Genomic DNA, 22,601 nt, shown 5'->3' with positions numbered 1-22,601 from the left:
GCGCCTGGCAACCTCCGACTTTTCGCCCGTGCTGGTCGGGGTAAAGACCAAACGATGGATCGGTCAACATCATGGGGAAATCAGAGGATATTCGCTTGCGTTGATCCATGCTCGCCGGAACCCAAACCGTTCGGTGAACTACTCTGCGAGGAAGTCCAGCGGACATTGGGTGGCATCTGGATCGGCGTCGACGCTGATGTTCGCACCCTTTGCATCGGCAAGAGCTGGTTCAACCTTGCGGCGCATCGGGGACGAACTTGCCTTCATATCGGACGCGAAAATTGCGATCGCAGCAGTTACTCAACCAAACGGGCGGCGTAGTCGAACTCGGAATTGCCATTGCCGCTGGTAAAGGCGGGCGAGCCCGGCGACCACTCGAGCCGTTGCGTCACGCTCTTTAGATCCGGTGCCGCATACCCTTCGGTGAGCTAGTCTGAGACGAAGTCCAGCGGACATTGACTGGCATCTGGATCAGCGTCGGTGCTGATGTTCGCACCCTTGCATCGGCAAGATGCTCGTCAGCCTTGCGGTGCATCGGGCACGAACTTTCCTTCATATCGGACGCGAAAATTGCGGCGTTCGGTCTCTTCCCGGAAGCACAGGAAAATCAGCTCGAGATCGTTTTTATTGTCGATACGTCCGAGCAGGCAGAGAGTGACGACAGCTGTTTCTAGATAGCTGCCGCTCAACCTGATTGCCGCATTTCTGATTTCGTTGATGCCGAGGTCATTGCGACTGTCGCTGCGCTGGTAGACTAGCCAAAAATGGGCCGTCTGCCAGATCGACCGCAAGGCATCTGTCACCTGCTCTTTAAACTCCGCGGAGCTCATGGCCGGAGTCCAGGAGACGGTAAGCTCGTCGTCCGTGCCGTACACATTGAAGTACCCGTCGAAATCGTTTCCGCTCGACAGTCGTTCCTCAATCATTTCGAATGCTGTGGCCTCGGTGATGGAATTTCTGAAAAATACGGCCATGGGACGCCAAAAAACGGGACGGTCGATAGGGATCGTGACGCTCCGTTCCATGAACGTCGTCGTCACGTCCGGAGAAAACGCGGATCATCGCTAAAGTGTACAGCTTATAAAGCCGGTTTCTTCTTTGGAGCCGGCAGGAGACCGTCCCGCTGGAGCTGCTTGCGAGCAAGCTTGCGCTGGCGGCTGATGCCCTCGGACTTCTGGCGCGCCTTCTTCACCGACGGCTTCTCAAAGGCTTCCCGCAATCGCATCTCCCGGAAGACGCCTTCACGCTGGAGTTTCTTCTTCAAGACGCGAAGCGCCTGATCAACATTGTTGTCGCGAACCAATACCTGCATTCAAAACCTTTCGACGCTTGCAATTCTGCAAGGAACCGGCGGCAACTTAACGTTTTGCCCGAACTTTGCTAGCGGGCAGCCCGCGATTTTTCGCGATCAACGTGCAAAATTATCCGCAACCAGGAAGATTTAAGTTTTCGGAGTTCGCCCACCCTCATCCATCAACCGATTGATCTCCGTTTCAAGGTCAAGGGGCTGTGCGGTTGCAGGTTCGTCCGTGTTCGGAATATGTTCTGCTGCTATTGCTGCAGCGGCGCTGCAGCGACGCGCGGCGGATCGTTCGCGGACGAGGGAGCGGTAACGCCGGGCAACCTCCGGCATGTCGATATGCCCGGCAATCCATTCTTCGATCCATGCGTGGAAACGGTCGTCCTGTTCAACGGGGCGGCCTGCCTCCCGCGCGCGCTGAAACGCATTCTCTGCAGCTTTTCGTCTGACCTCAGCTGACATCTGACCCCCATGCTATGCTTGCTTTGCCTGAACACAGGCGTGGCGTCGGGATGTCCTTGTGTCCCAGCGGTCCCATCACCCCGTGATAGTCTTGACGCTGCGTGCGGTTAAAGTGTGACCGGCGGGCCGTCGCGCTTTGGGTGGCCAGAGACTTCGCCTAAGGGATAGAGGCGGATACGCACAAAGCAAAACCGCGAATGATTGGCGAAAGAGACACATCAGGATGTTCTGTTGGGGAAAAATGCAAAGGCAATCCGTTCACGATGACGGTAACGCATCCTAAAGCTGCATGCCCTACAACCTGAATATGGGGGCGGTGATGACCAAAATATTGAAATTTCAGGCAGCGAAAAAGTCGAGGTGGGACGTAAAGCCTGCCGAAATCGCAGCGGTCGGGCTCGCGTTGATGTGTGGCGTCGGTTTTGGCGCCTATAGCCTTATGCCTGCCAGCGCGAGTGGCGAGTATATCTCCAAGCAGTTCAGCATGTGCAGTGGCCCCGTACGCGTGACCTGCGTCGTGGACGGCGACACGTTCTGGCTCGATGGCACAAAGATCAGAGTGGCCGATATCGATGCCCCGGAAATCGGCGAACCCAAATGTGCTTCTGAAAAAGCTCTTGGCGAACGGACGAAACTGCGGTTGCGCGAGATGCTCAACGCCGGCGCCTTCGATCTCGCCGCGTTTGAGAACCGGGACGAAGACAAGTATGGCCGAAAACTTCGTGTGATCATGCGGGGCGGACAGTCGTTGGGAAACCAGCTGGTGACGGAGGGTTTGGCACGAACCTGGACCGGCAGGCGCGAACCATGGTGCTGACAGCACGAAACGGAATGCAAATCGTCCACCGCCATTTTGCTATCCGGGCAAGGTTGCTGCTGGCGATATTGGTTGTCCTTCTGATCGTCGCACCGCTCTCCGCGAACGGCGCGAACACGCCCTGCAGCGGCCGCAAGGGTGGCGTTGATCGCTGCCAGGGAGAGACGTTCATCTGCAAAGATGGGTCCGTCAGCGCCAGCAAGAAATCCTGCTCCGCCGTCATGGGAGGAGCAGGTCTGATGAGTTCGCCTTCACAGGAAATGACGCCAGCGTTATCCGACGACTGCTCGTGCCGCTCGGGCCGGTTTTGCGTCGGACCGAGGGGCGGGCACTACTGCCTGTCAGATAGCGGCAAGAAAAGCTATCTGAAGAAATAATTGATCAGGATTATGCGGAACGCACGTCGGCATTTAAGGCAACGGGAGACCGAGCCGGCCGTAGCTTGCGCCGTTCGCGGGCTCATTCCACCACCAAACCGTAGAATAACCCAAGCATGACATCGCTGCCCCCTTTCCTGGTTCCGGACCGAGATCTATCCCCTCCCGGATGCCGTCCCGCAAACCACCCGCGTGACAACATTCGATCGTTTCAGAGCTTGAGCTGCATCCATTTTGAGTGAAGCCCTGAAACCTCTGCATCAAGCGCAGGGCTTGGGAACTTTGCGTATGCGGCGATCATCGCCGCATTTCTTTTGCACTGTAAACATCCCTGACACGATCAACGATCGGATGCGTCTATCCACACCCAGCGTAGCTCCAAGCAGCAAGTCAGCAACAGCAACGGCAACGGCAACCTCACCCTTCATTGCATCCGGACAGGCAGTGGCCCGATCAGGGAAGCGGGTCATGCAGATCAGATCAAACGACAGCCGCACTCCACCTTTGGCATTTCCAACCCCGCTCTTTTGTCTGGCATCCCTAATCCAGTCCCGTCCTTGGACGGTCAACCCGCAAGGGGTTCGCAGTTCCTGCGACCTCTCGGCTGCGCCTGCGAGGTGACCGCGGCCGAGCCCGGACAAACGGGCGCCATCGAGCGGGGATTGGCCCCGCCAACGGATGGAGCCACATATGTCGCACGATCTCAGCATCGCACAAAACCACGCACTCGATCTTGCCCGGACCCTGATGGTTCCGGTCACCCTCTTTAAGGTGGAGGGAGAGATCGGCGTCATGCCTTCCGCCGAATATGATGGCGATGAAGACGCCATCATCCACGAATACGACCCCTTCGCATACGGACCGGCTCATTGAGCCGGTTTCCCCGTCCGGGGATGCCGCTTGCGCTCCTGCGCGCGCAAGGGATGCTTCGCCGCGAGCTTTACTCGCATTTTTGGGAGTTGTGAACCGCGCCCTTGCGCGCTTGGGTCTTCGCGCCGGTGAGACGCTTGGTCAGGAAACAGAATGAAAGAGAAGGGGAGTCAACATGGAGAAAGCTGAAATCCAAGCTCTTCGGGTGCGGGTCGGCTGTTCCGCCCTGTTGGAACACGAAGGCTTCGCGATTGATCTCAAGGAGAGCACGCGCCGCGCCGTCAAATTCCGGCGAGACGACGACATCATTATCGTCATTCACGACGACAAAGGCTGGTTCGACGCGCGTTCAGACGCCAAAGGCGATGTCTTTGCGCTTGCGAGCTATCTCATTGGCGGCGGATTTTCCGAAGCGCTCGCGGCGGTTGGGGGACTTGTCGCCTATCAGCCCACACTGCCGGCTTGGGAGCGGCCATCGCGCGTTCTGACCGGTACCGCGCCGATCACGCAACGATGGGAACAGCGCAAGCGCCCGTGGCGCGCTTCTGCCACTTGGTCTTATCTGACCCAAAGCCGTGCAATTCCCTGGCATATCGTCCGCAAGGCAATTGATGCCGATCTCATCCGTGAAGGCCCGTATGGCAGCCTGTGGGCAAAACACGCCGATGGCGCAGACCAGGTCGTCGGATGGGAAGAACGCGGACCCGATTGGCGCGGTTTTGCGACCGGGGGCGCCAAGCAGCTTTTCCGGTTCGGTGTGACAACGGCGCGGCGCATCTGCGTGACGGAGGCGGCCATCGACGCGATGAGCTTGGCAGCAATCGAGGAGGCAAGAGGTGACACGCTCTATGTCAGCACCGGCGGCGGCTGGTCGCCGCTGACCGCTCAGGCGCTGGAGATCCTGGCATCCCAGCGAAACGCGCAGCTTGTCGCAGCGACGGACAATAACGTTCAAGGCGAGGTCTTTGCAGACCGTATCCGGCAGATGGCGGAGGTCGCCGGATGCGACTTCTCTCGGCTGAGGCCACGCGCCGAGGATTGGAATGAGGAATTGAAGGAAAGGCGGGAGAAGGGAGAGCTGCCGCATACGCCGTCAGCGCATCAAGGGTGAAGCTTCGCCCGCTCGACGAGCGGCCCCTTGAAACCCATCACCTAAGTCATTGGTTTCTCGTTTGATGACTCCCAAGCGGAGTTACCAGGCCACACCTATTCGCCGATCTCACGTGGGGCCTTGTTGTTGATCTTGAATTCGAGCCATGTGCCTTCGTTCGGCTCATGCAGCAAGCGATCGAGCAGCGAACAGGGATTGGGGATCGACATTCGAGAACTCCTTTTATCCCCCTTGTATAAGATTCGGTGCTTTTGCGGGCTGTTCACGCATTGAACCTCGAAAATGCCAAGTAAAAACAATGCAATCAGATCTTGGAACGGGGCATGCTTTATATCGTGCTTTTGTCGCCAAGTCGTTTTGAAGGGTCGTGGTATTTCCCGCCTGCTCGTTTATATCCCCCTTTTATCGAAACTCAGGTGCGCAATACAGATCGTAGAAAAAATAACATTTGAAAACAACGATTTAAAGAATGCGAAGGAGAGAGGATTCTTTTGGAAGACGGAGATTTTGAAAAACCTTTCGCAGCACGGCACAACGGCTGACGGTTCCCTCAAACGCCCCGGTCGCCAGGCCGGGCCCGCGTCCTTCGCAAGGCGAGTGTGCCTCGCTTGTCCGCAAGCCGGGTCCGCTCCGGCGCAATTGCAGCCGTCGGTCCGACCTGCGGTTCGGGAAATGTCTTCGAGAAGAAGACAAGGAGGTAAGGACATCCTGTCCGCCCGAAACCGAAAGGTCATTCCCATGCAGTTGATTACAGCCGATCCGCGCAGCTTGAAGGACAATCCCGACAGGTCCCGCCAGTCGAAACCATCACCGCAGTCCGACGCACTGCTTTGCGCATCGATCAAGGCGATCGGCGTCCTGCAGCCGCCCGTCGTCAAACGCGATCCGGAGGGCGGCAACAGCTACGTCATCGTCTTCGGCCACAGGCGGGCCGCACAGGCCATTGCCGCGGAACTTTTGGAAATCCCGCTTCTGCTGGCCGATCCGTCGGACGATCTCGGCGCGATGCAGTCGTTTGCGGAGAACATCGCCCGCGAACCGTTGAACCCCGTCGACCAGTGGCGCGCCATCGAGCGGCTCGTGGCTCTCGGATGGACCGAGGCGTCGATCGCCATGGCGCTCGCACTCCCCAGCCGGCAGATCCGCAAGCTGCAGCTTCTGGCCGATATACTGCCCGCCATGCTCGACCAGATGGCGCGTGGTGATATGCCGAACGAGCAGCAGTTGCGCACGATCGCCGCCGCTGGGCAGGACGAGCAGGCCGAGGTCTGGAAGAAGTACAAGCCGAAGAAGCAGGATCCGCAGGTGTCGTGGTGGGAGGTCGCCCGGGCGCTGACCACCACCCGGATGCTGGCCAAACATGCAAGTTTCGGCGAGGATCTGGCACAGGCTTATGGCATCACCTGGGTCGAGGACCTATTTGCACCCGCTGACGAGGACAGCCGCTACACGACCGACGTAGAAGCGTTTCTAAGTGCGCAGCAGGAGTGGCTGGCAAACAACCTGCCAAAGCGCGGCGCGATCATCGAAGCCAATGAATACGGGCAGGTCAAACTGCCGGCCAAGGCTCAACAGGTCTACGGCAAGGCGGGCAAGGGCGATCTCACCGGTTGGTATGTCAATCAGCGCGATGGCTCCGTCCAATCCGTCGTCTATCGTATGCCGGAGATCAAGAAGGGGGCGACCGACCATGGCGCCACGGTTCCCGCCGCAGATGTTGCGGAAGAAAAGCAGCGGCCCAATGTCACGCAGAAGGGTCTCGACATGATCGGCGACCTGCGCACCGATGCACTGCACGAGGCACTCGCGCGTGCCCCGATCGAACAGGACACGCTGATGGCGCTGCTCATTCTCGCTTTCGCCGGCACGAATGTCACCTTCGCCAGCGGTTCTTCGAACAATCCTTACGGCCACGCCAAATGCGAGCCGCATGCTGCCCGGCTCATCGGCGAGGATGGAAAACTCGCCTTCGATCGCGATACGCTCGTCCAGGTCGCACGTTCGGTTCTGATCGACGTCATGTCCTTGCGGCGCAACCGCTCAGATAGCGGGCTCATTGCCCGCATTGCCGGCGATGCGATTGGAGCGGACGGCTTCCTGCCGAATATGGCCACGGAAGACTTCCTCTCATGCCTGTCGCGCAATGCCCTGGAGGCAACTGCGGATGCAGCGGGCGTTCCAGGTCGAATCAAGGTGAAGGACACGAGGGCGGCTCTGGTCGAACATTTCGCTCAGGCAAAGCTCGTTCATTCGACAGCGCTCTTGGCGCCAGCAGTGGAAGACGTCCGCGCCTGGGCGGCGCGTCATGCACCCATCGAAACCGAGAATGATGGGAGCGAAATCGCGGAAGGCGCGGTGGATCAACCCGTCGGAGACGGGCTCGAGGAAGACAGTAGCGCGATGAATGAGGACGCCGCGCAAGGCTTCCGCGAGGCGGCCGAGTAGGCCGATAAGCTCAAAACCTGAACCAACGCCGCCGGCTCTCGCTGGCGGCGTTGTTGTTTCAACGGCGGTGACAGGAGACAACACCGTCCACTGACAAGCAAAAGAGAGGTCGGATATGACTGCCGCACGCAAACGCCGGGGAGCCAAACCGCGACGGATCATATCAACCCTACGTAATTCCAATGGCTGTAATGGCAACGCCTCCAACGGGCCTGGGCGGCGATATGTTGAGGAATGCGCTCGGCGCTGAGCGATGGCTGCTTAAAGACCTTACAGACGGAGAGGCCTTGCTCTAATAAAGTCGCGACGAAAAGAAGGGCTGATGAACGATGAGAAAGCTGGTCGCAGGAAAACTCCACGGCATCCATGTGACGGAGGCGAACCTTAACTACCACGGGTCCATTACGCTGGATCCGGACCATTGCGAAGCAGCCGGTATTCTCCCCATGGAGTTCGTCGAGATCTGGAACAAGAATTCCGGGGAGCGGATTTCCACCTACGTCATCCTCGGCGAACGCGGTTCCAGGTGCTGCATTTTAAACGGAGCGGCCGCGCGCACATGTCAGCCCGGTGATCAGGTCATCATTTGCAACTCGGTCTATCTGGACGAAACGCGGATTACGTCGTTGAAGCCGAAGGTGCTCACCTTCGACGAAGACAATCGGGTGCGGGATCGTTTGAGCTATTCGGTCGACGTCGATGCGCAAGGACGATACACGTTCGACCTCCTCGATGAGGCGAATGCGACACTGCCCATCCCACTTCTTGTGTCTGGCGCATAGCAACCCTCGAGGCACCTCCACGTATGTGGTGGGCAGGCCTGACGAAACTGGCGGCTGCCATGAAACGGGGAAGCGAGCCTGCCGTCGGCCGGATTGATGCCAGGCCATTTTGAAACCTTTCGCCCGATTACTTAAGATCCACCTGGAGCCAGCCATAGGTCCGGTCCTGCTCCTCGGTTTTGCTGCGGTCTGACATGGGCGCGTCCCGGTCAAAGGCCGCGTACCGCGCCGCGTTGCGGCAGGATCACCGCGTCTTCGCAAGGCAGGCCCGCGTCTGTCGCAGGCCGCTGACGCGGACCGCCTCCATCCGCAGACCTACCTTGCTCAGCCTGCAGCGCCCTGACCTTGGGCCGGGCCGCTGGCGCCCATGTCCTTTCGACCGCACCCGAGGAACAGAGCCGGACAAACGACCGGCAACCCCGCGGGCTTCGCTGAAACATCGCTCGAAAGGATCCCATCATGGCCACTACTCACCGTTCCAACCAAAAGGCTCGTCCCGCAAAGTCCCAGCGCGCCACCACCCTCGAAATGGTCAGGCACGCCTGCCCGGACACCACCCAGGCGCTACGCATCTCCGAAAGCTTCGGCCTTGCCGTCATCGACAGTGACGGCATTCGCGACCTCCATCGCGGCCAACTGATCGAGAGCGCCGAGGCGCTGAAAGACGGCCTTGCCGAAAAGGCCATGCAGATCCACATGCAGCGCATCGTCGGGTCCTTCGTCGGCTCGGCTTACGGCGCCGGACAATTCTACAGCCGATCGGTCACTGAAGCTCGCGACCTCACCACCAAACTCTCCAATGACTATCGCGACGAGGACCTTGAAGGTCCTGTGGGGTTCGACAGCAGGGCACAGCGCAAGCGTGAATTCGCCGCCGACATGGGCCTGCAGGCCCACGTGCTCCGAATAGCCGCCGAAGGCGCCGTCTGCGCCTACGAGGACATCACCGGGGAAAGCTGGAAGCCCTACGAGCGCACGGTCGAGCAATCTGGCGCATCTGTCGATCAAAAGGCCGCCAGCGCCCAGATGGCAGCTTTCGAATAGCAGGATCGCGGGGCTTCGGCCCCGCATCCCTCCCGCGGTCGAAACGGTCGGCGCCACAAGGCGCCGGCTTTTTGTGCGTGGACATATAGCGCCCATGCGGTCCGTTCCGGATCGCGGTCTAGCTTCGGCCGGCTGGGTGCCGGCGCAACGGCAAGCCGTCCTCCACTGCGTTTCGGCCCGGATCTCACGACTCCCACTCTTCGGATAGATGACCTCGGGTGCGCCGTCGCCGGCCTGCGCTCTTCGACCGCCGTGACGGACCGCGGTGGGCGCGGTCTGCGAAGCGAGGAGAAGAAAATGAGACAGGAACGCTGGAAGAGCGATCAGGAAACGCGCGTCGACATCTATTCGAAAATCACAGACCGCATCATCGCCTCGCTGGAGGAGGGCGTCCGCCCTTGGGTGCAGCCCTGGAGCGCGGGCCATATGGAAGGTCGCATTACCCGTCCATTGCGCCACAATGGCGAGCCCTATTCCGGCATTAATGTTCTGCTCCTCTGGTCGGAAACGGTCTCGCGCGGTTTCCGCTCTCCGACATGGATGACATTTCGTCAGGCAGCCGAACTCGGCGCCCATGTCCGCAAGGGCGAGACCGGTTCGACCGTCGTTTATGCCAACCGCGTCAGCAGGACGGAAACGGCGGACAATGGCGACGAGGTAGCGCGCGAAATTCCATTTTTGAAAGCCTACACGGTCTTCAATCTCGAACAGATCGACGACCTGCCCGATGGATACCTGCCCTCTCTTACCGAAAATCCCAAGATGGACGTCAATCGCATTGCTAAAGCGGACGCATTTTTCGCGGCAACGGGAGCCGTGGTCCGCCATGGTGGCAACAAGGCCTTCTTTGCTCCGGGCCTCGATATCATCCAGATGCCGCCGATCGAAACCTTTCGGGATGTTGAATCTTATTACGCCACCCTGGGTCATGAACACATTCACTGGGTTGGAGCCAAGCATCGACTCGATCGGGATCTGTCGCGCTACTCGAAGGACAAGTCTGAGCGTGCACGCGAAGAGCTGATCGCGGAGCTAGGAAGTTGCTTTTTATGCGCAGATCTCGGGGTCGTCCCGGAACTGGAGCCGCGCCCCGACCACGCATCATACCTACAGTCGTGGTTGCGTGTACTTGCCGATGACCGCAAAGCGATCTTTCAGGCGGCAGCGCATGCGCAACGCGCTGTGAATTATCTGCACGGCCTCCAGCCTCTGGTGTCTGAAGAGAGCGAGGCAGCCTGATGACGACGCTCCATTCCTCCTCCCGATTGCTGGTCGTCGCCTGCTTGGCGACGAAACGGGGTGATACCAAATACATCCCCGCGATTGACCGACATAAATGGGCCGCTCTGGCGAACTTTACGGTTTGCGGATCGCCATGCGGAAAAGGCGAAACTGCCCTCCTGTCGGCACGCCTCGGCTTTCGATCGGCAGACCCGCCGATCGAAATGTACGACGCCCGGATGACTGTCGAGATTGCCGCCGCCATGAAGGCCGGGGGTCTCAGGACGCTGTGGCCCCACTGAAGACCCAGCGCTGGATGATGCCATCCGGCGATCATCCCGGTGAGCATTTCGCCAGCATGACGCAGTATGGGCGAGCGCCGTTGTCGGAGGGGGCGCTTGTTGGTGGTCATCCTTACCTCGATGTCACGCGCTATTTTGTGACGCTCTTCTGCGACGGCGGTTATCTCACGGCCAATGCCTCGATCACGGCAATGAACGGTCCCAACCTAGGCGGGCAAGAAGGCGGCCGCGAGGCAGATCTAAATCCAGCATATACAGAAATGCTGTATATGCTGGATTTTCGGTCGTAAGTGTGTTATACGTCCTTCGATGCGACACCCCAGGAGATCAGCATGCCCCACACGCCAGGCTCTTATACGACAAGTGATCTCTCACGAAAGTCCGGCGACATCATCGCCGAGGCGCTTCGCCATCCCGTGACGATCACCCAGCGCAACAAGCCGCGTCTGGTGCTGCTCAACATCGAGGACTACGATCGGTTGATGCGCCAGTCCGATGCCCGGTCTGCCATGACGCTCGAAACCATGCCAGATGAATTGTTCGGCGAGTTCGAGACAGCGGTTGGCGCCTATGCCGACAGCGATGAGGCTGGCCGGTGAGCGGTTATGACGACATCCAGACCGCGGCGATCGTTCGCTATCCCTATCTTTGGGCGCGAGAAAGCGGCAAAGGCGAGACCGAGGGCCGGAAAAATCGGCCCGTTGCGGTCGGCGTCCGGATTCCCCGGCCCGACGGTGATCTGGCGTTGTTCTTTCCGATCACCACGAAGCAGCCCGACAAGGCACGCTTCGCCACTGAAATTCCCTCGATTGAAAAGCGACGAGCAGGGCTGGATGCCGATCTCCGGCTTTGGATCATCCTCGATGAGTTCAACAGCGATGTGATCGGGCGCTCATTTTATCTTGAACCAGAACCGCCGCTCGGCCGGTTCAGCAAGGCATTTTTCCTCCCCCTGCTTCGGGAGTTCGTCGCACGCCGGAAATCCCTGATAGAAATCAGCCGCTTCCGATAGCGCCAGTAGCAGCCGTCACTTTGAGCTCACTCGATAGAGCGGTAAGCCACGCACGTCGTCTGTCTCGATACATCCTTACGGTCACCCGGATTGGGACAGATGGCAACATAAATCCGGGATCGTCAGCCCGCGAAAACGGGCATTCTATGTTGCTTATCCCCTGGATTTAAGCTGCCACTATGATCCATCCCGGAAGTCCCGTCTCTTCGGGCGACGTCACCGACATCAAGCCGCAGGGCGAACCAGCAGTCGGGCCTCAGCCATCGCACTGAAACCCGGTTGAAAGATCAACGTGATCTGCGGCGCGTGCTTTTTGCGATGAAGCGGCCATGCAATCGAAAGCTTGCAATTCGGCATATCGACAACGCGGCGAGAGACAGCTTGAGCCAACCCCGCAAGTGCATCGAGGCGAGGGATCAAGCCTGGCGTTTGTGAGCTTGGCGTGCTGGAGCGTGGAGCAGGTCGTTTCCTACCGGTCACCGCTCGATGGCGCCATTGCCGTATTCCTTTCGAACTGCCACTGGCTCACCCACTGCGGTCTCGATGGGGCATGTCTGACCGAAGACCGCCGAGCGGAAGCTCGGCTCGATCGGCATCCGCAACGGCCGGCTCGTTTTCTTCCCCTGTGCGCCGAAGCGCCCATTCCTCGCGCGGCAAGAAAGCCTCCCCATTGGCCGTCCTCCACTGTCGTTTCGGCCTTTCAGGTGCAGGCCAATCGTCCCCGGTCTGATCGACAGCCATCGAGGCCGCGGTGGGCGCGGCCCGAACAACAGAAAAGGAATAGGACAATGGCAACTATCGGCTCTTTCACCGCTTCCGGCAACGGCTTCAACGGCACCATCAAGACCCTCAACCTCAACGTCAAGGCAACGGTCCGCGCAGTCGAGCGCACCACCGAAAAGGGTCCGGACTTCCGCATCCTCGCAGGCAATGTCGAGTTCGGCGCCGGGTGGAAAAAGACCTCGAACGAAGGCCGCGAGTACCTCTCGGTCAAGCTCGACGACCCGAGCTTCCCGGCCCCGATCTACGCAACCCTGATCGAGGTCGAAGGCGAGGAAGGCCTCTCCCTCATCTGGTCCCGGCCGAACCGGGACTGATAGCAACGAAGGCCCCGCCGAAAGGCGGGGCTCTCCCTTTTGGGGATCACTTGTTCAGTGCATCCTTGAGCGCCTTTGCGGGCGCAAATGTCAGCTTCTTCGAAGCAGCAACTGTCATCTTTTCGCCGGTGGCGGGATTGCGACCTTCGCGTTCCGGCGATGCCTTCACTTTGAACTTTCCAAATCCCGGGATGGAGGTTTCAGCGTCGGTGCTCGCCGCGCTGGCGATCGCTTGGAACACGGCCTCGACGATGCCCTTGGCCTGGACCTTGGTCAGGCTGTTGTCGGCCGCGATCTTGTCGGCAATTTCATTGGTGGTGGTCATGGAATTCCCTCGTATCATCTAACAAGACGGAATCCCTGTCAGCTTGGGGAGGCTTTGTCATTGACGCACTGCGATGACGCATACGAGATTTGTCGGATTTCCACAGGTGGTTTCGGCCCATAGCCGCGTTTTCGCTTTTTGCGAACGAGTTCGAGGAAAAGCCCGACGGCATGCTTCTCCTCATTGAAGACATGCACCTTCTTTTGCCCGTGCGTTCCGATCCTGCCCCAGCTGCGCACCAACAGTACTTCTCCAAACAATGTCTGTTGGACGGCGAGGGCATAGAATCGTGCCATGTTTTTCTCCGGCACGACACGCTCGACATAGAGGTGATAGGGTTGAACGATCATCTGCGCAGAATCGCGCGTTTAGATTCCGGCGTCCAATCAGAGTTTTGAATCGGACTTAGCGAATAGATTCACGTTTGTGATGTCAGGCCACTCTTGTGAAACCGATTCTCACCCACGGATGCAATCATATCCATTCGCCTGAACCAGATCGCTCGCCCACATCGGAGCGGTGGATTTCCTGCTGTAAAGACGATCTGTTCGTCGGTGCGCATGCGCAGCACTTCGTGCGGCTGAATAAGCGGCCTCGCCGACAACTGCTTGGAACGGGTCCGGGAGGATCCCGACATCTTGGAGCTTCTCGAGATTTGATCGACCTCGACGGTCGTCATGCCGCATCTTTTCGAAATATAATCCGCAGTCTCCGGGTCATTGACGGCCGCAAATGAAACCCATGACACGCTCTCAAACCATTTCGACGTTGCGTCGCGCCCGCCGTACGCTTCGCGCATCTGACCGATCGACTGATAGAGCATCATGAGCGTAATCCCGTACTTCCGGCCTGCATCGCGTGCTGTCTCGAGAATGCGCAAATATCCGAGCCTTGCGACTTCGTCCAACAGAAAGAGCGCACGTCCGCTGATGTCGCCGTCTCGGTTGTAAATCGCGTTGAGGAAAGAGCCTATGATGACGCGGGCAATCCCCGCATGGTTCTCAAGCGTCTTTAGGTCCAGATTGATAAAGACATCGACCGTGCCGCATCCCAGATCGTCCGTCTTGAAGCTTGAACCGGATACCAGTGCCGCATAGTTTGGATACGAAAGCCAATGCGTTTCCTTTGCCGCATTGGCATAGACGCCCGAGAATGTCTCCGGCGTCATGTTGATAAACGGCGCGACATTTTCTTTCACGAATGTCGACTTGGACTCGTCGTAGATGTCCTGAAGACGAGCTCTCAGTCTGGGCTCGGGTTCCGACAGATTGGCACGAACCTGACGCAGGGTCTGGTTTTCCGCCTCCGTGTTTCCCGACAGGCAGACGTCGGCGATGATGGCTGTCAGAAGCTGCAGTGACGAGGAACGAAAAAAGTCGTCTCGAACGGCGTTCTGACGCGGATTGTCACTGACGATCCACGACGCCACCGCGGCAATGTCCTCTTCTTTGGTGGCGCCAAACCGACCGACCCAATCGAGAGCGTTGAAGCCGTTCTCCGGTGCCTTGGGATCGAGAACATGAACCTCGCGGCCGGCGCGCATGCGATGTTTCATCACCATGGGCGCGACTTCATTTGACGGATCGAGCGCTACGAGCGTGCCGCCCCACTTCAGGGCCGTCGGGACCGTGACCGATGTCGTCTTGAAGCCGCCCGATCCGGCAAATACGATGCCATGTGATGAGCCGAACGAACCGTCGAAGCAGAGCAACGGTGCTCGTCCGCCTGCGCCCCAGGTCGTGGCGTCGTCAGCTCGGAATGCTGCAGTGGAAACGCCGTCGCGGTCGACCCTATAAGCTTCTCCCACGACGATGCCACCTGTGGGTGGAAACAATTGTGCGGCAACGGCAGAATCCATCCAATTGGAATCGCCATAGACAGCGCGTTTGCCCTTGACGCGCTTTGGCGCGGCGGACACAGGAGCGACATTTCCCTTCAGGGCGACTCGCAATCCGAACAGACCGCATAGTGCGGCGATTGTCGCTCCAGTCATCGCGGCGGGATCGAGATAACTCCAGATCGATTGACCAGATGCAATCTGGCCTGAGAACGCTGCAAGACGGACAACTTCGCGGACGATTGCCAGCGTGACGACCGTCACGGTTCCGACCATCACACCAAGGGCTATTGTTCGGATATAGACGGCGCCCGCGGCTGAAAACAGGAACATCACTGCAACGGCGCCGGCCGCAAAATAAGGCAGGGCAATGCCAACTCTGCCCAGAAATTGTTGCGCAGCCGCAGTTTTTCCCAGGGCAGCAAGAGCGGCCTCATGACCGGTCAGCGTGATGCAGGTGCCAACGACTAAAACGATCGGCGTCAAAAACATGACGGCTCTACGCGCGGTCATCGCCGAATGCCGCCGCGCCGATCGCCATCAGTCTAAGGCGCTCATTGTCGTCGGCTCTCAAACGGTTTGCCGCATCGATCAGCAGGCCGAGCAGGAGCGCGCGCTTTTCGTAGCGAAGACCGGCTTTGACAATCAGGCCGCCGAGTTCGATTTTCTCCCGCGTGTCCTTCTTGCGGGCGTCAGATATCGATCTACGCACCATGCGCTCAGCCCTCGCCACGCCCGTCCGAAGCCTCGCCAGTTGAGATCGCCGCCGTCGCTGATACCGACCTTTTCCCAAGCCCTTTGCGAAACCGCGTCGCCACCTCTTCGAACGCAGCCTGAAGTTCAGCCTCGTCGATCTCGATATCGCCAAGCCCCGCTTTCAGTGCGATCCGGCCGATACGTTCGGCATCCCGCGTTTCCGCTTGCTTCAATTGTTCCTGAAGCTTGACGATTTCTGCCCTGATCTTTGACGAAGGCTTTTTCATCCCGGTCGTTCCTTCTCGCAAGTTTCTCCCTGTAAATTAGAGGCATTGCGCGTCTGAGCGCTTAGCGCCAGTCGCAAATTTGGGAGTTGGCGAAGCCAACACCGCTGTCCATCATCCCGCCGCTCGACGAGAGCGGATCCAAGGGCGCAGTTATACGTCGCGATGCGACGCTCTGCTTTTCGGCCCTTTGTGGGCCTCCGCTCCCGGCGAACACGATGTGTCTATTCGTTCGGGAGATGGCCGGCTTGGCGATCACGCATTTCACAGCCCAGATCATCGGTCGCGGCGAGGGCCGCAGCGCGGTACTGTCGGCCGCCTATCGCCACTGCGCCAGGATGGAACATGAAGGCGAGGCGCGGGTCGTCGACTATTCGAACAAGCGTGGGCTGATTCACGAGGAGTTCCTGCTCCCGCCGGACCCGCCAGCCTGGGTTCGGACGCTGATTTCCGACCGCTCGGTCGCCGGTGCCGTCGAAGCCTTCTGGAACAGGGTCGAGCAAGCCGAAAAACGCGCCGATGCCCAGTTCGCCCGCGAGTTCATCATCGCTCTGCCGGTCGAGCTTTCTGCCGAGCAGAACATCGCCCTGATGCGCGATTTCGTTGCCGATCAGATTCTGGCGCGGGGACAGGTGGCGGACTGGGTCTATCACGACGAACCGGGCAATCCGCATGTGCATTTGATGACGACGTTGCGGCCGCTCAGCGAAGGCGGTTTCGGTGCAAAAAAGGTGGCGTTGATCGGCGAGGACGGTCAGCCGCTTCGCAATCCCGCCGGCAAGATCGTATACAGGCTCTGGTCCGGCGAGAAGAGCGATCTGATCGAGCAACGCCAACGTTGGTACGAGTGCCAGAACCGGCATCTCGCTCTCGCCGGTTTCGACATTCGGGTCGATGGGCGATCCTACGCCGAGCGCGGTATCGACATCGTCCCGACAATCCATATCGGCGTTGCCGTGAAAGCCATTGAGCGCCAGGCGAAGTCCGAGGGCAGGGATCCGGAGCTTGATCGGCTGCGGATCCATGAGGAAGCTAGGGCCGAAAATGCAAGGCGTATCGTCGATCGCCCGGACATCGTCCTCGATCTGATCACTCGGGAAATGTCTGTCTTCTCCGAGCGTGATATCGCCAAGATACTGCACCGGTACATCGACGATGCCGGTACCTTCCAGCAATTGATGGCGCGCATCCTGCAGAATCCCCAGGTCGTCCGCCTGGACGCCGAGCGCATGGATTTTGCGACCGGCTCCAGGCTGCCGTCAAAGCACACGACGCGCGAACTGATCATGCTTGAGGCGGAAATGGCCCGGCGCGCGGTCTGGCTTTCCGAGCGCCGCACATTCGAAATCAAGCGCCCGGTCCTCGACGCTGTGTTCCAGCGCCATTCGAAGCTCTCCGACGAACAACGAACTGCCATCGAATACGTGGCTGCTGACCGGCGGATCGCAGCGATTGTTGGCCGCGCCGGCGCCGGAAAGACGACGATGATGAAGGCGGCACGCGAGGCCTGGGAAGCGGGCGGCTATCGCGTCGTCGGCGGTGCTCTTGCGGGCAAGGCCGCAGAAGGCCTGGAGAAGGAAGCGGGCATCATCTCGCGCACGCTGTCGTCGTGGGAACTGCGCTGGCAGAGGGGCAATGATCGTCTTGACGACCGGACCATCTTCGTCCTCGACGAAGCTGGGATGGTGTCGTCGAGGCAAATGGCATTGTTCGTTGAGACTACCACAAGGACCGGCGCCAAGATCGTTCTGGTCGGCGACCCAGAGCAGTTGCAGCCGATTGAGGCCGGTGCGGCTTTCCGCACCATCGCGGATCGGATCGGTTATGCCGAGCTGGAGACGATCTATCGTCAGCGGCAACAATGGATGCGCGACGCCTCGCTGGATCTGGCGCGGGGCAGGGTGGCAGAGGCGCTCTCTGCTTATCGCCAGAACGGCAAGGTCCTCGGTTCGGAGCTGAAAGCGCAGGCTGTCGGCAATCTGATTGATGACTGGAGCCGAGATTATGATCCAACCGGGACGACGCTGATCCTCGCGCATCTGCGCCGCGACGTGCGCATGCTCAACGAGATGGCAAGGGCGAGATTGGTCACGCATGGCATTCTCGACGTGGGACATCTGTTTCGAACAGAAGATGGCGATCGCCGCTTCGCCGCTGGCGATCAGATCGTCTTTCTCAAGAACGAGGGATCGCTCGGCGTCAAGAATGGCATGCTTGCCCGGATCGTTGAGGCTGGTCCAACGCGGTTTGTGGCAAGGGTGGGTGAGGGCGACGATCACCGTATCGTTGAAGTCGATCAACGGTTCTACCGCCATGTCGATCATGGCTACGCCACCACGGTGCACAAGAGCCAGGGTGCCACCGTCGATCGCGTCAAGGTGCTGGCCTCACTCTCGCTCGACCGGCATCTCACCTATGTGGCGCTCACCCGTCACCGTGAAGATGTGGCGCTCTATTTTGGTCGCCGCTCCTTCGACAAGGCAGGCGGACTGATCTCAATCCTGTCGCGGCGCCGCGCCAAGGAAACGACCCTCGACTACCAGCACGGCCGCTTCTATCGCGCCGCCCTTGCCTATGCCGAAAGCCGCGGCCTGCACATCGCCCGTGTCGCCCGCGCGCTTGTATCCGACCGGCTGAAATGGACCGTCCGGCAGAGCTCAAGACTCGTTAATCTGGGCAACCGGCTTTTTGCCATCGGCAGGAAACTCGGTGTTTTCGATCGACAAGCCGCCACCACAAACCAAACAACGAAGGAGGCTCGCCCGATGATCTCCGGCATCACGACGTTCCCGAAATCCCTGTCCGATACCGTTGAGGACAAGCTTGCCGCAGATCCCGGTCTGACGAAGATCTGGGACGATGTATCCGCCCGCTTCCGCCTTGTCTTCGTGGATCCTGAAGCCGCCTTCAAGGCCGTCAATGTCGATGCCGTACTGATCGATCCGGCCGCTCGGAAAACCACGCTGGCGACCCTTATTGAAAAGCCGGAAAGCTTCGGCGCGCTGCGCGGTAAAACCGGGTTGTTGTCCAGCAAGGCGGACAAGCAGGCACGCGTTCAGGCCGAGAATAACGTGCCGGCTCTCACACGCGGTATTGAACGCTATCTCCGCGCGCGAGCGGAAGCCGAACACAAGCATGAAGCAGAGGAACGTGCTAGCCGCCTGCGGGTCGCCACGAAGATTCCGGCACTCTCGCCAACCGCCAGCGTGATCCTTGAATGGGTGCGCGACGCAATCGATCGCAACGATCTTCCGGCAGCCCTTGCTTTTGCACTGAGCAACCGCGAGGCGAAGGTGGAAATCGACGCGTTTGGCAAAGCGGTTTCCGAGCGGTTCGGCGAGCGCGCCCTGCTTGGGAGCGCGGCAAAGGATACCAGCGGGCAGACGTTCCGCGAATTGACGGCGGGCATGAGCCCGGCTCAGGCCGCAGCGATCAACGCTGCGTGGCCGGCGATGCGGGCTGCACAAAAGCTGGCGGGCCACGAACGTTCGACGCAAGCACAGAAGCAATCGGAGACCATACGTCTGGCCCACCGGTTGGGGCTCGGCCTGAAATGATAGTTGTGGAAATCAGGCCTCAGACGAAAGCAACGCTGCAGCTATTGTCATTCGCTGTCACCATTGCGGTCTTGGTCCTAGCGGCCGGCTGGTTCGGTGGCTATAGGATCAATATGACGCCGAGCTATCCTCTGGGGCTCTGGCGCATTCAGCCTCTCACCCGGGGTGTTCGTGTTGACGATCGGGTATTCATTTGCCCGCCGGACAACGATGTCTTCAGATCGGCCAAAGCGCGCGGCTATCTGCGCGACGGACTTTGCCCCGGAGGATCTGGTCCTTTTATCAAAACTGTTGCGGCGACCGCCGGCCAGCGCGTCGAGATCAATGGTTCGGTCAAGATCGATGGCATTCTGCTGCCGCGCTCTCTTACTGTGACGAGGGACGGGCAGGGGCGTCCTCTCACTGAATTCGCAGGCGGCGTTATTCCGCGCGGGTTCCTGTTCCTGCACTCGGGTTTTGTTGGGTCCTATGACTCCCGCTATTTCGGCCCCATTCCCCAAAGCGGGGTGCTTGGCCTCGCGCAAGAGGTGTTCACCTATGTGCCGTGAAACACTCACCTCCATCGGTCTGGTCGCAGGGGCGGTTTTTGTCGGTACATGCGGTTGGAGCGGGCAAGTCCTGTTCCTACCACTGGCGCTCCTTTTCCCTTTGCTGTGGTCACTTGCGCCTACGCGCACTGCAGCAGTTATGATCGCTGCGGCCTATTTTCTCGCCGCATCGCGGGGCCTGCCACAGGGTGTCGTCAACTTTTATGGCTCGGGGGAAGTGCACCGTCACGGATTGTGGCTGATTGCGGCCGCGGGCTTTGTGGTCGTTCACACCGTTTGTTGGATGCGGCGATCTGGTGGACGGCGTTGCGCGGGCTATGCAATCGCTTCGGTCCTGATGATCCTCCCACCGTTCGGCGTCGTCGGATGGGCGCACCCACTGACGGCCGCGGGCGTGTTGTTTCCCGGCTGGAGTTGGATCGGTCTTCTTGCGACCGCGACCGGCATGCTCGCCCTAACGACGAGACAATGGCCGATCGTCGTCGTAGCCTTGGGAGGCCTTTGGGTCTGGTCAGCCTCATGCTGGGAGCCTCCTTCCTTGCCGAAAGGCTGGGTGGGTGTCCACACGCTTCTTGGCCCATCAATGGGCCGCAGTTTTGATCTTGAGCAGCAACGGTTACTTGTCAGGGCAGTGCGAGCGGAAGCTGCAATCGGAGCTCGGGTAGTTGTTCTTCCCGAGAGCGCGATGGGCTTCTGGACGCCGACGATGGAACGATATTGGCGAACAGCTCTGGAGGGAAGCGATGTCACGGTGTTCGCCGGGGCTTCGGTGGTTGATCCTGCCGGTTACGACAACGTCATGGTCTCAATGAACCGGGATGGCGGATCACCGAATTATCGCGAGCGTATGCCGGTACCCGTGTCCATGTGGCAGCCATGGCTGGCCTGGATGGGAAGAAGCGGCGGCACCCGGGCCAACTTCTTCGCCAATCCGATCGTCACCGTGGCCGGCGCGCGCGTCGCCACTCTGATTTGCTACGAGCAGCTGCTCACGTGGCCGGTCCTGCAGTCGATGTTTCATGAGCCTGATGTAATCGTCGCAAGCGGGAACGGCTGGTGGACGGCCGGCACCTCAATCGTCGAAATTCAACGCACGAGTGCGCTCGCCTGGGCCGCTCTGTTCAACACCCCCATCGTCGTTTCCTTCAACACGTGAGCCTTGTGGAACATCTATGTTTGATCCTGCCTTGATCACCATATGCGCGGATCCACACCTGAAGCCCGCCATCATCGAACGGTTCATTGCTGAGGCCGGTTCCGCGAACCCGCTGGCGGTTACCGTGAGATCCGGCGATCGACTCATTCTTGTGCCCGTTGCGAGGACGAGCGAGGAGGCGATGGCGATCGTGTCAAAATATGTCGGCCATGCGGTCGTCAGGGTTGGAGTTACGCAATATCCAGCCGGGATCGGCGTGAACGAAGCCTCCGAGCTGAAGGTCAACCTCATCGACGCCTGCGAAAATATTCGTGTGGGGACCGGTCTGTTCGCGAAGATCTATCGTATCGTCACGAAATGGTATGGATCAGAGCCGCCGGAGGCATTCGATGACGCCATTTATGCTTGGAAGACGGGTTACTTCGAGGGTAAGTCCGTGTTCCTCGAACCGGACCCCGAGAAGGCGGAGACGGGCGCTGCTGGGAACCCCGATGATGCCCGGTCTACGCCGGCCACCCCCGCGATGGATATGACCAGCCACGGGAACCACCCTGCGAGCGCTGATCCGCGCGTCGATTTATCGAGAATTAATGGATCCCAATGAGTGTTTCGCCGATAGTTCAGTAACAAACCGGCCCCTATCGCGGCGGTCCCGGAAGTTGATCTGATGGCGGACTGACAATGGGATCGGCACGGGTACTTGAGTGCCCTGATCTCGATTTGCAAGACACCCCGCGGATCAGTTGTGAGCTAATGCCAAACATGTCCGTGAAGTAGTGTTCGTGGGCAAGGTGGCTACCCAGAGCTTCCCCGTGTTGGGTGAAAAACGCGTTGAAATTCGTTGTCAATAAACTCGAAATAATATTCTGTGCATATTGACAGCGACTTAAAACGGTCGTGAACGATTTTCCCTACTCAAGGATCTACCAATGGCTGATGATACGAACTTTACTCCTGCAGTCGATACGGCGTCCACTGAAGCTTCTCCGAAGACAAAAGAAAAGAAGACGCGCGCACCGCGGAAGCCAAAAGCCGCTGCGGAAGCTGTTGCTGACACTTCGGTAAGCACGCCGGTAAAGAAGACTCGCGGTCCGGCAAAGAAAGCAGTGGCGACCAGTGTGCCTGTTGCAGCCGAGCCGGCCGCGAAGGCACCAGCTCCCGCAAAGAAGGCGAGGGCTGCGAAGGCTCAGCCCGCCAAGCGCACGCCGAAAGTCGCGGCCGCGCCGGTTGATACGGACGGTTTTGCCGATCTTCTGAAGCTCGAAGAAGAAAACCAGAAGCTTCGTAAGGAGCTTTCCGGCAAACTCCGCGCCGAAAACGCTGATCTCCGTAAAAAGCTCGGGCTGGCTTGATCGTAG

The 22,601-nt window shown here is 59.3% G+C and carries 26 protein-coding genes; 18 read left to right on the top strand and 8 right to left on the bottom strand.

Going from position 1 to position 22,601, the window contains the following annotated elements; all coding sequences use genetic code 11:
- Positions 1-518 precede the first annotated feature (518 nt).
- From J2Z75_RS25030 to J2Z75_RS25020, 3 genes are all read right to left on the bottom strand, one after another.
- Positions 519-974 (bottom strand): hypothetical protein, encoded by a 456-nt coding sequence (locus J2Z75_RS25030; protein ID WP_209856423.1) that lies wholly within the window; start codon positions 972-974, stop codon positions 519-521.
- Between the two features lie 104 nt (positions 975-1,078).
- Positions 1,079-1,312 carry a 30S ribosomal protein S21 gene (gene rpsU / locus J2Z75_RS25025; protein ID WP_209855959.1) on the bottom strand — a complete coding sequence of 78 codons (234 nt, stop codon included), beginning with the start codon at positions 1,310-1,312 and terminating at the stop codon, positions 1,079-1,081.
- A gap of 129 nt (positions 1,313-1,441) precedes the next feature.
- Positions 1,442-1,762 carry a hypothetical protein gene (locus J2Z75_RS25020; RefSeq protein ID WP_209855957.1) on the bottom strand — a complete coding sequence of 107 codons (321 nt, stop codon included), beginning with the start codon at positions 1,760-1,762 and terminating at the stop codon, positions 1,442-1,444.
- 289 nt (positions 1,763-2,051) lie between these two features.
- On the opposite strand from J2Z75_RS25020, the gene J2Z75_RS25015 reads away from it, so the two are divergent.
- The 13 genes from J2Z75_RS25015 to J2Z75_RS24955 all read left to right on the top strand — a co-directional run bounded on the left by J2Z75_RS25015 (position 2,052) and on the right by J2Z75_RS24955 (position 12,840).
- A complete protein-coding gene (locus J2Z75_RS25015) occupies positions 2,052-2,579 on the top strand; it encodes a thermonuclease family protein (protein WP_234937556.1) in 528 nt (175 codons plus the stop codon).
- The gene (locus J2Z75_RS25010) at positions 2,570-2,956 is read left to right on the top strand and encodes a YdcA family protein (protein ID WP_234937555.1); all 387 of its coding nucleotides are present in this window, start codon (positions 2,570-2,572) and stop codon (positions 2,954-2,956) included. Before J2Z75_RS25015 ends, J2Z75_RS25010 begins: the two co-directional genes overlap by 10 nt.
- Before the next feature lie 690 nt (positions 2,957-3,646).
- Entirely contained in the window at positions 3,647-3,829 is a 183-nt protein-coding gene (locus J2Z75_RS25005) for a hypothetical protein (protein WP_209855954.1), read from the top strand.
- A gap of 172 nt (positions 3,830-4,001) precedes the next feature.
- Positions 4,002-4,937, top strand: a complete 936-nt coding sequence (locus J2Z75_RS25000; protein WP_209855951.1) for a DUF3991 and toprim domain-containing protein — start codon at positions 4,002-4,004, stop codon at positions 4,935-4,937.
- Positions 4,938-5,675: 738 nt separating this feature from the next.
- Positions 5,676-7,382: a ParB/RepB/Spo0J family partition protein gene (locus tag J2Z75_RS24995; RefSeq protein ID WP_209855948.1), complete on the top strand. Its 1,707-nt coding sequence runs from the start codon at positions 5,676-5,678 to the stop codon at positions 7,380-7,382.
- Between the two features lie 329 nt (positions 7,383-7,711).
- On the top strand, positions 7,712-8,164 hold the full coding sequence (gene panD / locus J2Z75_RS24990; RefSeq protein WP_209855944.1) for an aspartate 1-decarboxylase: 453 nt from the start codon (positions 7,712-7,714) through the stop codon (positions 8,162-8,164).
- 459 nt (positions 8,165-8,623) lie between these two features.
- Entirely contained in the window at positions 8,624-9,208 is a 585-nt protein-coding gene (locus tag J2Z75_RS24985) for a hypothetical protein (RefSeq protein ID WP_209855941.1), read from the top strand.
- Between the two features lie 297 nt (positions 9,209-9,505).
- Positions 9,506-10,447: an ArdC family protein gene (locus tag J2Z75_RS24980; protein ID WP_209856418.1), complete on the top strand. Its 942-nt coding sequence runs from the start codon at positions 9,506-9,508 to the stop codon at positions 10,445-10,447.
- Positions 10,447-10,731 (top strand): hypothetical protein, encoded by a 285-nt coding sequence (locus J2Z75_RS24975; RefSeq protein ID WP_234937554.1) that lies wholly within the window; start codon positions 10,447-10,449, stop codon positions 10,729-10,731. The genes J2Z75_RS24980 and J2Z75_RS24975 overlap by 1 nt, the downstream gene beginning before the upstream one ends.
- A gap of 14 nt (positions 10,732-10,745) precedes the next feature.
- Complete coding sequence (locus J2Z75_RS24970; RefSeq protein WP_209855938.1) at positions 10,746-11,021, top strand: hypothetical protein; 276 nt, start codon at positions 10,746-10,748, stop codon at positions 11,019-11,021.
- Positions 11,022-11,063: 42 nt separating this feature from the next.
- The gene (locus J2Z75_RS24965) at positions 11,064-11,330 is read left to right on the top strand and encodes a type II toxin-antitoxin system prevent-host-death family antitoxin (RefSeq protein WP_113315374.1); all 267 of its coding nucleotides are present in this window, start codon (positions 11,064-11,066) and stop codon (positions 11,328-11,330) included.
- The gene (locus J2Z75_RS24960) at positions 11,327-11,743 is read left to right on the top strand and encodes a hypothetical protein (protein ID WP_113315373.1); all 417 of its coding nucleotides are present in this window, start codon (positions 11,327-11,329) and stop codon (positions 11,741-11,743) included. The genes J2Z75_RS24965 and J2Z75_RS24960 overlap by 4 nt, the downstream gene beginning before the upstream one ends.
- Positions 11,744-12,531: 788 nt before the next feature.
- A complete protein-coding gene (locus J2Z75_RS24955) occupies positions 12,532-12,840 on the top strand; it encodes a DUF736 domain-containing protein (protein WP_209855935.1) in 309 nt (102 codons plus the stop codon).
- Positions 12,841-12,886: 46 nt separating this feature from the next.
- Here the strand turns inward: J2Z75_RS24955 and J2Z75_RS24950 are convergent, their stop codons facing one another.
- From J2Z75_RS24950 to traC, 5 genes are all read right to left on the bottom strand, one after another.
- Positions 12,887-13,165 (bottom strand): HU family DNA-binding protein, encoded by a 279-nt coding sequence (locus J2Z75_RS24950; RefSeq protein ID WP_209855933.1) that lies wholly within the window; start codon positions 13,163-13,165, stop codon positions 12,887-12,889.
- Between the two features lie 38 nt (positions 13,166-13,203).
- The gene (locus J2Z75_RS24945; protein ID WP_209855931.1) at positions 13,204-13,515 is read right to left on the bottom strand and encodes a WGR domain-containing protein; all 312 of its coding nucleotides are present in this window, start codon (positions 13,513-13,515) and stop codon (positions 13,204-13,206) included.
- Positions 13,516-13,583: 68 nt separating this feature from the next.
- Positions 13,584-15,515, bottom strand: a complete 1,932-nt coding sequence (traG, locus tag J2Z75_RS24940) for a Ti-type conjugative transfer system protein TraG (RefSeq protein ID WP_209855929.1) — start codon at positions 15,513-15,515, stop codon at positions 13,584-13,586.
- Positions 15,502-15,717 (bottom strand): type IV conjugative transfer system coupling protein TraD, encoded by a 216-nt coding sequence (gene traD, locus J2Z75_RS24935; RefSeq protein WP_209855927.1) that lies wholly within the window; start codon positions 15,715-15,717, stop codon positions 15,502-15,504. Before traD ends, traG begins: the two co-directional genes overlap by 14 nt.
- Positions 15,718-15,721: 4 nt before the next feature.
- A complete protein-coding gene (traC, locus tag J2Z75_RS24930) occupies positions 15,722-15,985 on the bottom strand; it encodes a conjugal transfer protein TraC (protein ID WP_209855924.1) in 264 nt (87 codons plus the stop codon).
- A 245-nt stretch (positions 15,986-16,230) separates the two neighbouring features.
- Here traC and traA point away from each other — a divergent pair, with 245 nt between their 5' ends.
- From traA to J2Z75_RS24905, 5 genes are all read left to right on the top strand, one after another.
- Entirely contained in the window at positions 16,231-19,539 is a 3,309-nt protein-coding gene (gene traA, locus J2Z75_RS24925; RefSeq protein ID WP_209855921.1) for a Ti-type conjugative transfer relaxase TraA, read from the top strand.
- Positions 19,536-20,087, top strand: coding sequence for a conjugative transfer signal peptidase TraF (gene traF / locus J2Z75_RS24920; RefSeq protein WP_209855917.1), 552 nt, complete (start codon positions 19,536-19,538; stop codon positions 20,085-20,087). Before traA ends, traF begins: the two co-directional genes overlap by 4 nt.
- A complete protein-coding gene (locus J2Z75_RS24915; protein ID WP_209855914.1) occupies positions 20,077-21,243 on the top strand; it encodes a conjugal transfer protein TraB in 1,167 nt (388 codons plus the stop codon). The genes traF and J2Z75_RS24915 overlap by 11 nt, the downstream gene beginning before the upstream one ends.
- 16 nt (positions 21,244-21,259) lie before the next feature.
- The gene (locus tag J2Z75_RS24910; RefSeq protein WP_209855911.1) at positions 21,260-21,847 is read left to right on the top strand and encodes a TraH family protein; all 588 of its coding nucleotides are present in this window, start codon (positions 21,260-21,262) and stop codon (positions 21,845-21,847) included.
- Between the two features lie 325 nt (positions 21,848-22,172).
- Positions 22,173-22,595, top strand: a complete 423-nt coding sequence (locus tag J2Z75_RS24905) for a hypothetical protein (RefSeq protein WP_209855908.1) — start codon at positions 22,173-22,175, stop codon at positions 22,593-22,595.
- Positions 22,596-22,601 lie beyond the last annotated feature (6 nt).

Origin of the sequence: Rhizobium herbae, assembly GCF_017873135.1 — a bacterium.
GTDB classification, from domain to species: domain Bacteria; phylum Pseudomonadota; class Alphaproteobacteria; order Rhizobiales; family Rhizobiaceae; genus Pararhizobium; species Pararhizobium herbae.
The sequence above is the reverse complement of the archived record's forward strand: the minus strand, read 5'-3'. Positions and strand labels throughout refer to the sequence as shown.

Excerpts from the sequence above, each read along its gene's own strand:
- rpsU (WP_209855959.1), bottom strand. The coding sequence starts at position 1,312 with ATGCAGGTATTGGTTCGCGACAACAATGTTGATCAGGCGCTTCGCGTC.
- J2Z75_RS24950 (WP_209855933.1), bottom strand. The coding sequence starts at position 13,165 with ATGACCACCACCAATGAAATTGCCGACAAGATCGCGGCCGACAACAGC.
- J2Z75_RS24905 (WP_209855908.1), top strand. The coding sequence starts at position 22,173 with ATGGCTGATGATACGAACTTTACTCCTGCAGTCGATACGGCGTCCACT.
- J2Z75_RS25020 (WP_209855957.1), bottom strand. The coding sequence starts at position 1,762 with ATGTCAGCTGAGGTCAGACGAAAAGCTGCAGAGAATGCGTTTCAGCGC.
- J2Z75_RS24910 (WP_209855911.1), top strand. The coding sequence starts at position 21,260 with ATGTTTGATCCTGCCTTGATCACCATATGCGCGGATCCACACCTGAAG.
- J2Z75_RS24985 (WP_209855941.1), top strand. The coding sequence starts at position 8,624 with ATGGCCACTACTCACCGTTCCAACCAAAAGGCTCGTCCCGCAAAGTCC.
- J2Z75_RS25005 (WP_209855954.1), top strand. The coding sequence starts at position 3,647 with ATGTCGCACGATCTCAGCATCGCACAAAACCACGCACTCGATCTTGCC.
- traC (WP_209855924.1), bottom strand. The coding sequence starts at position 15,985 with ATGAAAAAGCCTTCGTCAAAGATCAGGGCAGAAATCGTCAAGCTTCAG.
- J2Z75_RS24970 (WP_209855938.1), top strand. The coding sequence starts at position 10,746 with ATGATGCCATCCGGCGATCATCCCGGTGAGCATTTCGCCAGCATGACG.
- traD (WP_209855927.1), bottom strand. The coding sequence starts at position 15,717 with ATGGTGCGTAGATCGATATCTGACGCCCGCAAGAAGGACACGCGGGAG.
- J2Z75_RS24975 (WP_234937554.1), top strand. The coding sequence starts at position 10,447 with ATGACGACGCTCCATTCCTCCTCCCGATTGCTGGTCGTCGCCTGCTTG.
- panD (WP_209855944.1), top strand. The coding sequence starts at position 7,712 with ATGAGAAAGCTGGTCGCAGGAAAACTCCACGGCATCCATGTGACGGAG.
- J2Z75_RS25000 (WP_209855951.1), top strand. The coding sequence starts at position 4,002 with ATGGAGAAAGCTGAAATCCAAGCTCTTCGGGTGCGGGTCGGCTGTTCC.
- traG (WP_209855929.1), bottom strand. The coding sequence starts at position 15,515 with ATGACCGCGCGTAGAGCCGTCATGTTTTTGACGCCGATCGTTTTAGTC.
- J2Z75_RS24980 (WP_209856418.1), top strand. The coding sequence starts at position 9,506 with ATGAGACAGGAACGCTGGAAGAGCGATCAGGAAACGCGCGTCGACATC.
- J2Z75_RS24945 (WP_209855931.1), bottom strand. The coding sequence starts at position 13,515 with ATGATCGTTCAACCCTATCACCTCTATGTCGAGCGTGTCGTGCCGGAG.
- traF (WP_209855917.1), top strand. The coding sequence starts at position 19,536 with ATGATAGTTGTGGAAATCAGGCCTCAGACGAAAGCAACGCTGCAGCTA.
- J2Z75_RS24955 (WP_209855935.1), top strand. The coding sequence starts at position 12,532 with ATGGCAACTATCGGCTCTTTCACCGCTTCCGGCAACGGCTTCAACGGC.
- J2Z75_RS25015 (WP_234937556.1), top strand. The coding sequence starts at position 2,052 with ATGCCCTACAACCTGAATATGGGGGCGGTGATGACCAAAATATTGAAA.
- J2Z75_RS25030 (WP_209856423.1), bottom strand. The coding sequence starts at position 974 with ATGGCCGTATTTTTCAGAAATTCCATCACCGAGGCCACAGCATTCGAA.
- J2Z75_RS24915 (WP_209855914.1), top strand. The coding sequence starts at position 20,077 with ATGTGCCGTGAAACACTCACCTCCATCGGTCTGGTCGCAGGGGCGGTT.
- J2Z75_RS24995 (WP_209855948.1), top strand. The coding sequence starts at position 5,676 with ATGCAGTTGATTACAGCCGATCCGCGCAGCTTGAAGGACAATCCCGAC.
- J2Z75_RS24965 (WP_113315374.1), top strand. The coding sequence starts at position 11,064 with ATGCCCCACACGCCAGGCTCTTATACGACAAGTGATCTCTCACGAAAG.
- J2Z75_RS25010 (WP_234937555.1), top strand. The coding sequence starts at position 2,570 with ATGGTGCTGACAGCACGAAACGGAATGCAAATCGTCCACCGCCATTTT.